Origin of the sequence: Virgibacillus sp. LDC-1, assembly GCF_030137545.1 — a bacterium.
In the GTDB taxonomy this organism is placed as follows: Bacteria; Bacillota; Bacilli; order Bacillales; family Amphibacillaceae; genus LDC-1.
In genome coordinates, this window is record NZ_JARUVL010000019.1 from 1 (window position 1) to 13980 (window position 13980).

13 protein-coding genes are annotated in these 13980 nt (G+C 37.1%); 10 read left to right on the forward strand and 3 right to left on the reverse strand.

Going from position 1 to position 13980, the window contains the following annotated elements:
* Positions 1–234 precede the first annotated feature (234 nt).
* Positions 235–744 carry a hypothetical protein gene (locus tag QBK89_RS13240; RefSeq protein WP_284141539.1) on the forward strand — a complete coding sequence of 170 codons (510 nt, stop codon included), beginning with the start codon at positions 235–237 and terminating at the stop codon, positions 742–744.
* A 197-nt stretch (positions 745–941) separates the two neighbouring features.
* On the opposite strand, the gene mreBH is transcribed toward QBK89_RS13240, so the two are convergent.
* Positions 942–1949, reverse strand: a complete 1008-nt coding sequence (mreBH, locus tag QBK89_RS13245) for a rod-share determining protein MreBH (protein ID WP_284141540.1) — start codon at positions 1947–1949, stop codon at positions 942–944.
* Positions 1950–2503: 554 nt separating this feature from the next.
* On the opposite strand from mreBH, the gene QBK89_RS13250 reads away from it, so the two are divergent.
* From QBK89_RS13250 to QBK89_RS13265, 4 genes are all read left to right on the forward strand, one after another.
* Complete coding sequence (locus tag QBK89_RS13250; RefSeq protein WP_284141541.1) at positions 2504–3367, forward strand: CAP domain-containing protein; 864 nt, start codon at positions 2504–2506, stop codon at positions 3365–3367.
* Positions 3368–3584: 217 nt separating this feature from the next.
* On the forward strand, positions 3585–4352 hold the full coding sequence (locus QBK89_RS13255) for a lysophospholipid acyltransferase family protein (RefSeq protein WP_284141542.1): 768 nt from the start codon (positions 3585–3587) through the stop codon (positions 4350–4352).
* A 231-nt stretch (positions 4353–4583) separates the two neighbouring features.
* Positions 4584–5579 (forward strand): glutaminase, encoded by a 996-nt coding sequence (locus QBK89_RS13260; RefSeq protein WP_284141543.1) that lies wholly within the window; start codon positions 4584–4586, stop codon positions 5577–5579.
* Between the two features lie 36 nt (positions 5580–5615).
* The gene (locus tag QBK89_RS13265; RefSeq protein ID WP_284141544.1) at positions 5616–6281 is read left to right on the forward strand and encodes an SOS response-associated peptidase; all 666 of its coding nucleotides are present in this window, start codon (positions 5616–5618) and stop codon (positions 6279–6281) included.
* A gap of 178 nt (positions 6282–6459) precedes the next feature.
* Here QBK89_RS13265 and QBK89_RS13270 read toward each other — a convergent pair whose 3' ends face one another.
* Positions 6460–7821, reverse strand: coding sequence for an alanine/glycine:cation symporter family protein (locus QBK89_RS13270; RefSeq protein ID WP_443089791.1), 1362 nt, complete (start codon positions 7819–7821; stop codon positions 6460–6462).
* A 207-nt stretch (positions 7822–8028) separates the two neighbouring features.
* Here QBK89_RS13270 and QBK89_RS13275 point away from each other — a divergent pair, with 207 nt between their 5' ends.
* The 3 genes from QBK89_RS13275 (at position 8029) to QBK89_RS13285 (ending at position 9776) form a co-directional block, all read left to right on the forward strand.
* On the forward strand, positions 8029–8499 hold the full coding sequence (locus QBK89_RS13275; protein WP_284141545.1) for a low molecular weight protein-tyrosine-phosphatase: 471 nt from the start codon (positions 8029–8031) through the stop codon (positions 8497–8499).
* Positions 8500–8563: 64 nt separating this feature from the next.
* Positions 8564–8857 carry a YtxH domain-containing protein gene (locus tag QBK89_RS13280; RefSeq protein WP_284141546.1) on the forward strand — a complete coding sequence of 98 codons (294 nt, stop codon included), beginning with the start codon at positions 8564–8566 and terminating at the stop codon, positions 8855–8857.
* 94 nt (positions 8858–8951) lie between these two features.
* Positions 8952–9776, forward strand: coding sequence for a YihY/virulence factor BrkB family protein (locus QBK89_RS13285; protein ID WP_284141547.1), 825 nt, complete (start codon positions 8952–8954; stop codon positions 9774–9776).
* Between the two features lie 322 nt (positions 9777–10098).
* Here QBK89_RS13285 and QBK89_RS13290 read toward each other — a convergent pair whose 3' ends face one another.
* Positions 10099–12033, reverse strand: coding sequence for a heavy metal translocating P-type ATPase (locus QBK89_RS13290; RefSeq protein ID WP_481937836.1), 1935 nt, complete (start codon positions 12031–12033; stop codon positions 10099–10101).
* A 309-nt stretch (positions 12034–12342) separates the two neighbouring features.
* Here QBK89_RS13290 and QBK89_RS13295 point away from each other — a divergent pair, with 309 nt between their 5' ends.
* Both QBK89_RS13295 and QBK89_RS13300 read left to right on the forward strand, forming a co-directional pair.
* On the forward strand, positions 12343–13203 hold the full coding sequence (locus QBK89_RS13295; protein WP_284141548.1) for a transporter substrate-binding domain-containing protein: 861 nt from the start codon (positions 12343–12345) through the stop codon (positions 13201–13203).
* Between the two features lie 14 nt (positions 13204–13217).
* Positions 13218–13904, forward strand: a complete 687-nt coding sequence (locus QBK89_RS13300; RefSeq protein WP_284141549.1) for an amino acid ABC transporter permease — start codon at positions 13218–13220, stop codon at positions 13902–13904.
* Positions 13905–13980 lie beyond the last annotated feature (76 nt).

Sequence of the window (13980 nt, forward strand, 5' to 3'; positions counted from 1 at the left end):
AAGTGGGCATATCCAGAACTGGGCAATGGTTATGAACCAACTTCTTCTTCAAGATGAATTAAAAGATAGAGTGTTAAAGTATCTTGAGTAAATTAGAACTTACACACTTTATTTGACAAACCCCACCAGTTTTTGGAACAGTTGTGTATGCTTCAGATGTAACTCCGAAAAAAAATGTTATAGGACAATGGAACACTGACTTATAAGAGCTCATCCCGAGGAAAGGATGTTTTTATGCAAAAGTGGTTTGTTTTACTGTGTAGTTCCATCATTCTTTTATTATTGATTAGTGCTTGTGGAAAGAAAGAAGACAATGCTGTAGAATTCGGAAAAGAGTTTATTAAGGGATATTATCATGTTGAGGATTTAAGCCTTGATTTGAACAAAATGAACACAGCACAACTCCTTGATAAACAGAATAAATTTTCAACTTATTTTACAGAAAAGGAATTTGAAGACCTAGCAAACAAAAGATTTTTTTTAATACCAGAAGAGGTAGCAATTAAAAAAAATAATACAATTTCTGTGCAAAACATTAAATTTGAAAAAAATGAACAAGACCAAGCAAAAAGTGAATCGTTCGATTTTAATCATTCTTTTACTTTAATATTTACTGATCCAGAAGGAAATGAGGTAGATAAAGTAGAATTGAAAGGTCAAATGACTATTATTAATAGTGATAATGAATTAAAAATTGATAGCTATTATGATGGTGAGCACCTAAAGGATATGCTTTATAACTAAAGTATCTTTTTGGTTTAAATACCTCTTTACTTGAAAAGTATTACTGCATTATATGTACAAACATATTAATAGTTACTTCATACAAAGAAGGGGCTGGTGAGCTATCGCCAGCCCCAATATTTGGATTAGGACTAATGTTTTTAATATAAGGCTTGATAAAGTTAGTACCCTTCGCTTTTCACGTTTGTATTACCACTTTATTTTGCTATTTTTTGGAGCTTTGAAATCATTTTGATAGCTCGACCTGTACCGATGGCAACAGATTCGAGTGGGTTTGGAGCAAGATGAACAGGAACTATGATTTCTCTTGTTAACCATTCTTGCATTCCATGAAGTAATGCTCCGCCTCCAGTGAGGACAATTCCACGATCTACAATATCTCCGCTTAGCTCAGGAGGACAGTCTTCGAGTGTTGCTCGAATTGCTTCTAGAATTTGTTCTAATGATTCTTTTAATGCAGCATATACCTCTTTGGATGAAATAGTAACTGTTTTAGGTAATCCAGTAACCATGTCACGACCGCGAATCTCCATTGTTTGCTCTGGATGATCCTCATATGCATAGCCAATTTCCATTTTAATATTCTCCGCAGTTCTTTCTCCAATAAGAATATTGTATTTCTTGCGGATATATTGAATGATTTCTTCATCCATACGGTCGCCACCAACTCGTACAGAGTTAGAAGATACGACACCACCAAAGGAGATAATTCCAACTTCTGCAGTTCCGCCACCGATATCAACAATCACATTGGCAATTGGTTCATCTACAGGAAGATCTGCTCCAATTGCAGCAGCAACTGGCTCTTCAATAATATGGACATGCTTTGCTCCATAGCTAGATATTGCATTATGAATCGCGCGGCGCTCTACCGCAGTGCTTCCAGCTGGGGTACATACGACAACAGTTGGTTTCCGCATAGATAGCCCCATTTTTTTGCTAACTTTTTTCAAAAATGCCTTAAGCATTTGTGCTGTTACATCGTAATCAGCTATGACGCCATCTCGTAACGGTCGGATAGGAATGATGTTTTTTGGTGTTTTTCCTACCATTTGTTTTGCTTCTGTACCAACTGCAACAACCTGCTTTGTGTTGACATCGATTGCTACGACAGATGGTTCATTTAATACGATCCCTTTTGTTTTTGTATATATAAGGATATTTGCTGTACCTAAATCAATTCCGATTTCTGCATTTGATAACATAATATGTTCCTCCAATGATGACAATATTCGCTAACCTTTATGATAAGTGCCACTTTAATTCCTTTTGGCTTTGGGGATATATACCCACAGATAGCCATTTCACTTTATAGTTCTTCTATTATAATTCCTATTTTATGGGGGTAGTTATTCGTTTCTGTTAATTAATAATATTTTTTTATCTTGAAAAAATATCTCCTACCTTAATAGGTGAATATCGATAGAAATTTGGATGCACACTTAAAAAATCAAGTAACATTTTGATTACAAAAAAAGCCTTGCTGTAATATAATAGCTTGTTTTGACAGGGTGTCAATAGCAATTTTGATGCAAGTTTTGCCAGGTGAAAGTCTGATTTCCAATATTCCCGTTTTTAGGTTAAATCGATCCTCAAGTATATCAAGGACTTTTGCGCAATAGAGAGATTCCAATCGTGTATTTACTTTAAATGGAAAATGCTGCTATGAATATTACATAAAACGCATGTTATAGTATTTTTGCAGGCAGGACACAGCTTGTGAGAACTTAAATCAAATCTAAAAGAAGAGGTGTTTTTAATGTTGAAGAAAATAACTGTTGTAACAGCTTTATCAACTGCACTATTATTCGGAGGAACAATCAGTAATTCTGTTGATGCCGCAGCTAAGGATCAAGCACAGAATTTTTCATATAAAACAAAGATCTATTATTCTACAAATGGAAATTGGCAGCAAGTTTCAAATAAGGATATAAACAGCTATCTTTCAAAATACTTTTCATCTAGTAATTGGAAAAATATTAAATGGGATTGGAAAAATGATTCACATAAAGGTGAAGCAGAAGTAGAAAAGCAAGATCCACCAAAACAAGAAGCACCAAAGGAACCTGTAAAAGTAGAACAAAATCAGCCATCGAAGGCACCAACTGCAGATAAAAAACCTGTACAGAAGCCAGAAACACCAACTGCAGATAAAAAACCTGTACAAAAGCCAGAAGCACCAGCTAAAGAAAATACAACAACAAACAAACCAGCACAGTCTACACCACAAGGACAAAATTATGCATTAAGTCAGTTTGAGCAACAAGTTGTTGATTTAACAAACCAAGAACGCGCGAAGCAAGGATTAAGTGCATTGAAAGTGGATTGGGAATTAAGTAGAGTAGCACGTGAGAAGTCTCGTGATATGTCAGTTAATGGATACTTTTCTCATAACAGCCCTACGTACGGATCTCCATTCGATATGATGAAGAGCTGGGGAATCAGCTATAATACTGCAGGTGAAAACATTGCCAAAGGACAGCGTACACCTCAAGAGGTTGTTAACGCTTGGATGAATAGTGAAGGTCACCGTGCAAACATTATGAATGGCAAATTCACACACATTGGCGTAGGCTATGTTGAATCAGGAAATGTTTGGACACAACAATTTATTGGCAAGTAATCGCTACAATAGATGATTATAATAAAGTCCTCAAAAGGATAGGAATTCTTCCTTTTGGGGATTTTTCTATGCTCGTAAATTTATAATTCCCTAACCGAATGGAGATATACTGTCGAATTATAGCGAATCATGAAATGAACATTGTGTGAAGTAGGAAAAAAGTCTTGAACCGTTGTTATTCTAAGGTATAATTTTAATTATGTTAGGAGGAGACAACGTGTTACGGACAATAGGAATATATATATATGCAGGACTATTAGTAGTTGCAACTTATTTTAAGCTGCAAAAAGCGAAAAAAAGCTTTCACTCTGAAAATGATCGACAGTCTAATGAGTATTATTTCGAGCAACCGAAAACAGTATCTCGAAAAGTATTAGAGCGAACAGGATCAACTGTAACTGTGAAAGGACAAGAGAATTTACCAGATGGTGCGGTATTATTTGTGGCAAACCACCAAGGGTTGTTTGATATTTTAGCATTGCTTGGCTACCTCGGTAAGCCAGTAGGGTTTATTGCTAAAAAGGAAATTAATAAGCTACCGATTATTCGATCGTGGATGAAGCTAATTTATTGTGTTTTTATTGATCGCAATGATAGAAGACAATCAATGAAGGCGATTAATGAAGGGATCGAATATTTAAAGGATGGTCATTCACTTGTGATTTTTCCAGAAGGGACACGGAGTAGAGGAGGTAAATTGAATCCCTTTAAACCAGGGAGTTTACGTTTAGCTACAAAGGCTCGTGTACCTATCGTACCGATTACAATCAATGGTACGTATCAAATGCTTGAAGAGGATGGGGGGCGTATAAAAGCGTCCGACGTTTCATTGACAATTGGCAAACCAATGTACCCTGAAGCATATAAAGAAATGAAAAGTGCAGAAATAGCTGAGTCCCTACAAAATACAATCGAAAAGACGTTACAAACGGAAAATGCGGAAAAGAATGCAGCGAATATCGAAGAAGCATTAACTGTTCAATAATTAATATTCGAACAAAACGCTTGTTTAGCTTGAGCTATGCAAGCGTTTTTTATCTGAGTAAGTAACGCATTGTTTAAAGCTTTATTAAATAGGTGAATAATTATTAATGAAAGCCGCCTAATCGCTTTAGTTGCTACTTCCTTTCTTATCATTTATATTTTGAAGGAATACGTATCGGTCAAAATAATGATTTTAAAATAAGCCATTTCTATTCAGATTGAGGTGAAGGCATTGGTACAAGGAACAGCGAATTGGAGTACAGAACAAAACGAGAATTGGCTGCAAAGCTATGTTGACGACTGGGTTTCTTTTTATCGAAAGCATACGAAGGAAGGGGAGCTTGCTTCTTATATCCCAGTATTAAAGGAAGCAAATCCTGATTGGCTCGGTATTACAATCCTAGGGAATAATGGAATGAAAATAAGTTCAGGAGATACACATATTCCGTTCACGATCCAAAGTATTTCTAAGGTGCTTAGTTTAATTGTCGCTTGTATGGAGCGAGGTATATCTTATGTGCTCGATCGAGTAGATGTGGAACCTACTGGAGAAGCGTTTAACTCCATTATGCATTTGGAAATGAGTCAGGTAAATAAGCCATTTAACCCTTTTATTAACGCAGGTGCGATTACAGTTACCTCGATGTTAAAGGGAAAAACATCAGATATGCGACTTGAGCCTTTGTTTTTACTTTTAGAAAAAATGCTAGGCTATCGTCCAAAATTAAATGTTGAAGTATATGAATCCGAGCGTAATACTTCGATGCGTAACCGTGCTATTGGCTATTATTTGTTAGAGATCGGCTTTTTAGAATCAGATATGAATGTCACGTTGGAAACTTATTTTAAGCAATGCTCGATTGAGGTTACCTCAGAAGACCTTGCAAAAATCGGTTTGATTTTAGCGAATGATGGAGAAGATCCAAATACAAAAGAGGAAATCATTCCGCGACAAATTGCCCGGATTGTAAAAGCGTTAATGCTTACATGTGGCATGTATGATGCATCTGGAAAGTTTGCCACATATGTAGGGGTTCCAGCCAAAAGTGGTGTCTCTGGTGGAATCATTGCTGTCGCACCACCACGTGTTCGCGAGGAAGAATTACCCTTTATTGAAGGGTGTGGTATTGGTGTGTTTGGTCCAGCATTAGATGATCGTGGCAATAGTGTTGCTGGCATTCGTTTATTACGTCACATTGCATCACAGTGGGATTTAAGTATTTTTTGAGGAATGGTTGCATACACTTTCGAAGGGGGTGGCAGGATGTGTGGTCGCTATACCGTACTTGCAAATGAGACTGCTATTCGAACAGAATATGGATTAGCACATTCTATTGATTCTTTTCAGCCAAGCTATAATATTGCTCCTGGGCAGGATGTTTTGGCGATTATCCATGATGGAAAAGAGCGTAGGGCCGGCTATATACGTTGGGGACTCATTCCATCGTGGGCGAAAGATGAAAAGATTGGATATAAAATGATTAATGCGAGAAGTGAAACAGTACACGAAAAGCCGAGCTTTAAAAATCTGTTAGCACAAAAGCGATGTCTTATTATAGCAGATAGCTTTTATGAGTGGCAAAAGCAGGGTAGTCGTAAGCAGCCTAAAAGAATTCAATTAGCTGATCGGGGACTTTTTGCTTTTGCGGGATTGTGGGATAAATGGCAAACCGATGATAAAGTAGTTTTTACTTGTACGATTCTAACAAAGGATGCCAATCCGTTTATGAAACAAATACATGATCGTATGCCGATAATATTACCGAAGCAAAAAGAGGCTGAATGGATCTCGCCAACAAAGCAGCATCCAGTCCAAGTTAAAGAATTTCTTGCAGATGTGAATATAGAGGATTTAACGAGCTACGATGTATCAGATTACGTAAACAAGGCAAAAAATAATGATGAAAACTGTATTGCACCAATCGCTTAAGTGATTGATGTTTTGTTGTTATCGAAACGAATGAGCTTGGAAGAATTTTTAATAAGCGAAGAAAGAAATCTTTTTCTCATGTTGAGAAAGAAAAAGGGCGTGATCATCCTTAAATAGGATGACCCGCTCTTTTTAGTTGCTCTTGCCTAGTTATATTTTTGCTCTATAATGCTTTTACTTAAGATGCTTGCTTCGCCTTTTTTGCTTCTAACTTCTCTTCTTTTGCTACCTTTAAGAATTTCTTTGTTTCATAGGCAACTACACCAGATAATCCTAAAAGGCCAATAAGGTTTGGAAATGCCATTAAAGCATTCATAATATCAGAAATGCCAAATACAATATCAAGTTTTTCCATTGCGCCGTACATAACTGCTAGTACGAAGACAATTCGATAGTATGGGATAGCTTTATCAGTAAATAAGTATGAAAAGCATTTTTCACCGTAATAGGACCAACCAACAAGAGTAGAGAAGGCGAAAAGCACAATTCCAATTGTAACGATAAATCCGCCAACATCACCAAGATACATACTAAATGCTGCGGCTGTTAAATCTCCGCCTTCTGGACCAGATCCTGCTAATCCTGACATAACAATTGTAATTCCAGTAATTGAACAGACGATAATGGTGTCAATGAACACTTGTGTCATCGAAACAAGTGCTTGTCGTCCGGGATAATCGGTCTTCGCAGCAGCGGCCGCAATTGGGGCCGAACCAAGTCCAGCTTCATTGGAAAATACGCCTCGAGCTACACCATATCGAATAACGGTTCCTAAAATACCGCCTCCAACAGCACTTCCTGTGAATGCATCTGTGAAAATGAGGCTAATAACGCCTGGTAATACATCAAAATTCATTACCATAATAATAAGACCGCCAATAACGTAAAATAAGGCCATAATTGGAACGAAAAACGCAGTTACACGACCAATCCATTTAATGCCTCCAAGGATAACCAATCCGGTTAATGTTGTAAGCAATATACCAGTTACCCAGCCAGGAATTTGAAAGGAACGCTCCATTGCGTCAGACACAGAATTTGATTGCACCATGTTCCCGATTCCAAAGGCTGCAATCGCGCCAAAAAAAGCAAAAAGAATTCCGAGCCATTTTGCTTTTAGACCATGCTCTAAATAATACATCGGTCCGCCCGACATTTCTCCTTTACTATTCGTTACACGATACTTTACCGCTAATACAGCTTCCGCATATTTTGTTGCCATTCCGAATAAGGCGGATAGCCACATCCAAAACACAGCACCAGGTCCACCAAGTACAACTGCTGTGGCAACACCGACGATATTACCGGTACCAATAGTTGCAGCCATTGCTGTTGTTAAGGCTTGGTAATGACTTATATCTCCTTTTGATTTTTTATCCTGTCTAGTTGGGCTGAACGCCAGGCGGAGTGCGTAAGGTAGTGTTCGAAATTGTAAAAAACCTAGTCTTAAAGTTAAATATAGTCCGGTCCCGACAATTAGCACTAAAGTGATCGGTCCCCAGACGAAACCACTAATTTCATTTATTAACTCTTTCAACATGCTTCCCCCTTTGTTTGATTATATAATATATATTAAATATTTCGAATATTAGCTTGGATGTCAAGCGTTTTTTATATTAATTCGGAAAAAATGCTAAATTTTAGTCGCTTTATAAAGTATATTACAAAAAATGCGTATACTATTATTTTCTTAATCAAGAAGAATTCGTTATAATACAAGTAAAAGTAGAATAGGTGGGGAAACAGAATGATCCGTGTGCTCTTTGTTTGCTTAGGGAACATTTGTCGATCTCCAATGGCTGAAGCAGTATTTCGGCAAATGGTTAAGGAAGAAAAGCTAGAAACCGAAATAGAGGTAGATTCCAGTGGTACAGGTGATTGGCATGTTGGCGAACCACCACATCATGGAACGAGGGACTTGCTAGCGCAAAAACAAATTCCTTATGATGGTTTACGGGCAAGACAGGTTACCGTACACGATTGGGAGAAATTTGATTATATTATTGCGATGGATGATCAAAATATAAAGGATTTAAGGAAGCTAAAAGCGGGTAATGATAATATCGTGGTAGCGAAATTAATGGATTATGTTCAAAATGCGGGTGAATCAAATGTGCCTGATCCATATTTTACAGGGGATTTTGATTATACATATAAATTAGTAAAAGCAGGCTGTGCCAATCTTTTAACCTATATTAAAGTGGTAAATGGACTTTAGCTTGAAACGAGCAAAGCCACTTGTACGAATGAAAAAGATCATGCAAATAAAGGAGAGATGATTCATGGGAAAACGTAAATTAATTACAGGGATTGTTGTTGGGGCAGTAGTAGGAGGGATAACGGCTTTATTTGACGGAGATACGCGAAGCTATACAAAACAAAGAATTTCACGCTGCAAAGATATGTCTTCTCACGTTGTTCGTAATCCAGCCGAGGCAGTTAATAATGTGAAACAATCGGTGGACAAATTTTATGAAACATTCTCTTATCAGGCAGAAAATGCTGTAAATGCATTAGAGCAAGTAGAGCAGACGCTTGGAACGGTTTCGGACAAGCTATCATCAAAACGAAAGTAAATGTCTTGTTCATTAGAAGTTATAACATTTTTTAAATATAATCGGAATCTTTCCGCTATGCTAGAACATACTATGCAATTAGGGGAGTGATAGTATGGAAAAGGTCATGCGGTTTGGTAAGCTGTTAATAAGGCGAATAATGGTAGACGATGTTTTTGGACTTTCGGCACAGCTTGCCTACTTTTTTTTATTATCCTTATTCCCTTTATTATTATTTATCCTGACCTTGGTTGGCTATTTACCAATTGATGAAAATGCGTTAATGGACATGCTTGCAACCTTTGCACCGGAAGAAACCATGAATTTAATCAATTCAAATATTAGCTTTTTATTGAATCAGAAAAATAGCGGCCTATTATCGATTGGGATTATTGGAACCCTTTGGTCTGCATCTAATGGTGTTAATGCAATTATGCGGGCATTTAATCGAGCGTATGAAGTAGAAGAGGATCGCTCCTTTCTTGTATCGAGACTCATTGCTATCGTACTAACCATTGCGATGATCGCCATCATTGTGATTGCAATATTACTTCCTGTATTAGGAAGAATGCTTGGGGTTTATGTTTTTTCTTTTTTTGGATTGTCTAGTGACTTCCTTCATGTTTGGGAGACATTGCGTTGGGTCATTTCTTCTGTCGTGTTCTTTATCGTATTTCTTTCCCTGTATCGACTAGCTCCTAATAAGAAAATTCATATAGGAGATGCCTTTTGGGGCGCTTTATTTGCCACGTTTAGCTGGCAACTTGCTTCACTTGTGTTTTCTTACTACGTAAATACGATCGGAAATTATTCGGCTACATATGGTAGCTTAGGTGCCGTTATTATTTTGATGGTTTGGTTTTATCTTTCTGCTTTAATTATTATTATCGGCGGCATCATAAACGCGATTCTCCAAAATAAATACTTTAGGGTAAAATAATAGAGTTAGAAGAAGGTTGTGTGATCTGCGTTTCAGGCGATACACTTCGCTTTTTGTGGGCAACTCCTCAACCTTTAAAGAACATAACTGAAGGGCCCTTAATCGGGTCTTTGTCATTGCTTCATAATAGCTCGCATGTCTATCGCTGAAATATTAGTTGGACGGTTGATGCTAAATAAACAGACAAGGTTCTCACAAAAAAATTATAAGAAGCACTCCTTCAATCTTTTTGGCTAGTTTGGACTAACTACCATTGTAAAACATTTGGGGAGTGCTTCTTTTGTAAAACCTCATTTTTATCAAGTTCACTTATATAACACGCTTACTTTAAGAGTCGTAAACCATTAAGAATAACAAGAATTGTACTTCCTTCATGGCCAATAACTCCACCAGGTAAATCAATAATTTGGAAGAAGTTAGATGTAATTAAAAAGGCAATGACTGCTAATGAAAAGAAGATATTTTGCTTTATAATGCGATTCATACGACTGGATAGCTTCATCGTATTGGTAATTCTACTTAAATCATTCTTCATTAAAACGACGTCCGCGGTTTCTAGTGCCACATCTGTTCCTTCTCCCATTGCGATGCCTAAATTAGCAGTAGCAAGGGCAGGTGCATCATTAATTCCGTCTCCTACCATGGCAACATTTTTAAAGGTGTTTTTAAGCTGTTTTACATGGTTCACCTTTTCTTCTGGGAGGCAATTTGCAATATAATCATCTAGCCCAGCTTCCTCTGCAATCGCTTTGGCGGTTAGTTCGTTATCTCCTGTTAGCATGATAGTATGCACGCCTTGTTGTTTTAACGCTTTAATTGCTTTTTTGGCAACCTCTCTAATGGTATCTTTCAAGGCGAAGACAGCAACAATTTCTTCATTCGTTTTCGCACATACAATCGTTTTTCCTTCTTGGGCGAGTCTTTGAATTATTCCATCTTGGAACTTTTCAGCTAAGTCGGCTCCAACAAAGTCAGCCTTGCCAATTTCCCATTTTTGCTCATTAATTGTAGCAACAACGCCATTACCACTCACTGTTTTCATTGTATCTATTATTATCGGGTAACGTTCTAATTGCGCTTTTCCGAACGATGTAATCGCTTGGGCGAGCGGATGAGTCGATTCCTTTTCGATTGCAGCCACAGCGGCAATTACTTCCTCTTGATCAATTCCTTCTTTAAAGAAAGTATCAGTTACAATTGGCGTTCCATTTGTTAATGTTCCTGTTTTATCAAAGGCAATTGCTTTTACATGGCTTAGATTCTCTAAATGAACGCCACCTTTAAATAAAACCCCGTTTTTGGCACTGTTAGAAATGGCTGACAAAGTCGCAGGCATAATGGAAGCGACAAGTGCACAAGGAGAAGCAACAACTAATAAAATCATTGCACGATAAATGCTTTCCTCTACTGTCCAGCCAAACGCAATCGTAGGAATAAACATCATCACGACAACAACAACGAGTACAGCCTTTACATACACACCTTCAAATTTCTCAATGAATAATTGAGAAGGAGGCTTTTCCTCTTGGGCAGACTGAACCATTTGAATTATTTTTTGGAAAAGTGTTTCACTAGCTGGTTTTGATATTTCAATAGTGATTGTTCCATCAAGCGCTACGGTTCCGGCATATACATCTTGTGTATTTGCTTTTGATACGGGAATTGATTCACCTGTAATAGCACTTTCATCAATGGAAGTCGCTCCTTTTACAATCACGCCGTCAGCAGGAATACGTTCTCCAGCTCGAACGAGGATTTTGTCCCCGACTACGAGTTCTGAGACAGAAACGAGTTGTTCTTTCCCGTTTCGAATTAGCATTGCTTCTTCAGGCTGAAGATTCATTAATGCGGAAATTTCCTTATTACTTTTATTCATTGTGTACGTTTCTAATGCACCTGAAAGTGCAAAGATGAAAATAAGAATCGCACCCTCTGTCCAGTATCCGATAATAGCGGAGCCAATAGCAGCGAAAATCATTAGCATTTCTACATTTAATTCTTTATTTGCTATTGTTTCCGTTATCCCTTCCTTTGCCTTTGCAAACCCACCGATAGCAAATGCCATGAGGTGAAGGGTAACCCAAACCGAATGGGATAGCTGATCCGTTAGTAACCAGGTGATTAATATAATTACTCCACTTGATAAGGCAGCAATTAATTCAATATGTGGTTTTATTTTTTCAAAAATAGAAGCAACACTCTTTTCTTTTGAATCGGGTACTTTTTGTTTAGCTAATGCCTCTGTATTCATGCTCATTTTCAATTCCTCCAACCTAATTGAGAATAATAATCATTTACATTTCGTTATTAAATCAACACTTTAAGTAGTTTCTACTATAATCATATTGTTTATAATTTATAATTATTATAATCTAATATATATTATATATTATCACATGGATACATAATGTCAAGTTGAAATTCCGAAAAAGAATCTGTGTTTAATAAATTGAGTAATACAGCTATCATTTTTTGGTGGAACAGAAGGATAAAATTTTGAAAAATTAGTCATTAACTGTTACAATCTATTTTGTGATTCATATATAACAACAAAGGGGTGTTCGAGATGAAACGAGCAATGTTCTTGATTATAATGGCTTTTAGTATGCTACTAATCACTGCTTGTGGTACATCGTCAGCAGGAAAAGAAGAAAAAACAGGGGAAACAGAAGATAAAATTTGGGAGAACATCAAGGCAAAAGGAGAGATTGTTGCTGCTACGCCAGGAACACTTTATCCTGCATCTTATTACCCAGAAGATAATGATGAACTTACTGGTTATAATGTTGAGGTGTTTCGTGAAATTGCAAAAAGACTTGGAGTGGATATTAAGTTTGAGACAATGGCATTTGATGGAATGCTTGCCGCACTTCATACAGGGAAAGTAGATATTATTCAAATTGGCCCGCGCGAGGAAAGCAAAAAGAAATTTGCATTTAGTGAACCAGTTAAGTACTCGTATTCTACAATGATTGTGCGAAAAGGAGATCATTCAGGAATCGAAAAGCTAGAAGATTTAAAAGGCAAAAAGGCTGGTGGAGCAGCAACGACTGTATATAGTGAAATTGCTCGTAAATTTGGTGCCGAGGTTATAGCATATGGGAATGTAACAAATGATGCTTATTTGCGGGATGTACATAATGAAAGAACAGATGTCATTATTAATGATTATTATTTGCAAAGTCTTGCGATCGGATTCTTTCCTGACTTTAATATTGAAATTCATCCAGATCTCAAGTTTCATCCAACAACGAACAATGTTGCAATGAAGAAAGAGGCTACTGTCTTATTAGAAAAAGTAAATACGGTAATTAATGAAATGAAACAGGATGGTACACTTACGGAGTTATCCGAGGAATTTTTCGGAGGGAAGGATGTATCGAAAAAGCCGGAAGCTTCTATTATTGAAGTCGAAGGTATTGAATAGAATGGTGATGGATCATGTGGGAGATTGATCAAGTACAGTTAACGTATTTATTTGATTTTAAAGTGGCTTGGGAGAATTTACCGTTTTTGCTGGAAGGTGTTCCATTAACACTAGGAATCTCTTTTGCAGGTATGGGAATAGGCCTTATTCTCGGATTGTTTTTAGCACTAGCCAGAGGTGCATCGAATCTTTTGTTTCGTTGGCCTGCACGGATCTATATTTCGTTTATGAGAGGTACACCCTTAATTGTGTTTTTGTTTCTTTTATATTATGGGTTACCTGTAATCGGAATAGAGATGTCAGCTATCGTTGCTGCTTCACTTGGATTTGGCTTAAATAGTGCTGCGTTTATCGCCGAAATAAATCGTGCTTCTTTAAATAGTGTTGACAAAGGTCAATGGGAAGCAGCAAAGGCGCTTAATATGGGGAAATGGTATACGTTAAGAAGAATCGTTTTGCCACAAGCTACTCGAATTGCGATTCCTCCACTTACAAATGTATTTATGAGTGTTGTTAAAGGAACCTCTTTAGCTGCAATTATTACCGTTCCCGAATTGTTTCAGAAGTCCCAAATTGTCGCAGGTAGGACATTAGATTCGATGACGATGTATATTATGGTTGCTTTCATCTATTGGCCGATATGTATTATTATTTCAATGGTTCAGGATCGATTGGAAGCACGATATAGTCGGTTTTTATAGATTTAAAATAAAACAGCAATCAATGGGGGAGAAGAACTCTCATTGATTGCTGTTTCACGTTTTATTGAGATATTAT

What these genes read in the sequence shown, in the direction of transcription:
- mreBH (WP_284141540.1), bottom strand. Translation starts at nt 1,949, where the DNA reads ATGTTATCAAATGCAGAAATCGGAATTGATTTAGGTACAGCAAATATC.
- QBK89_RS13250 (WP_284141541.1), top strand. Translation starts at nt 2,504, where the DNA reads ATGTTGAAGAAAATAACTGTTGTAACAGCTTTATCAACTGCACTATTA.
- QBK89_RS13285 (WP_284141547.1), top strand. Translation starts at nt 8,952, where the DNA reads ATGGAAAAGGTCATGCGGTTTGGTAAGCTGTTAATAAGGCGAATAATG.
- QBK89_RS13280 (WP_284141546.1), top strand. Translation starts at nt 8,564, where the DNA reads ATGGGAAAACGTAAATTAATTACAGGGATTGTTGTTGGGGCAGTAGTA.
- QBK89_RS13300 (WP_284141549.1), top strand. Translation starts at nt 13,218, where the DNA reads ATGTGGGAGATTGATCAAGTACAGTTAACGTATTTATTTGATTTTAAA.
- QBK89_RS13240 (WP_284141539.1), top strand. Translation starts at nt 235, where the DNA reads ATGCAAAAGTGGTTTGTTTTACTGTGTAGTTCCATCATTCTTTTATTA.
- QBK89_RS13270 (WP_443089791.1), bottom strand. Translation starts at nt 7,821, where the DNA reads ATGTTGAAAGAGTTAATAAATGAAATTAGTGGTTTCGTCTGGGGACCG.
- QBK89_RS13290 (WP_481937836.1), bottom strand. Translation starts at nt 12,033, where the DNA reads ATGAGCATGAATACAGAGGCATTAGCTAAACAAAAAGTACCCGATTCA.
- QBK89_RS13295 (WP_284141548.1), top strand. Translation starts at nt 12,343, where the DNA reads ATGAAACGAGCAATGTTCTTGATTATAATGGCTTTTAGTATGCTACTA.
- QBK89_RS13265 (WP_284141544.1), top strand. Translation starts at nt 5,616, where the DNA reads ATGTGTGGTCGCTATACCGTACTTGCAAATGAGACTGCTATTCGAACA.
- QBK89_RS13275 (WP_284141545.1), top strand. Translation starts at nt 8,029, where the DNA reads ATGATCCGTGTGCTCTTTGTTTGCTTAGGGAACATTTGTCGATCTCCA.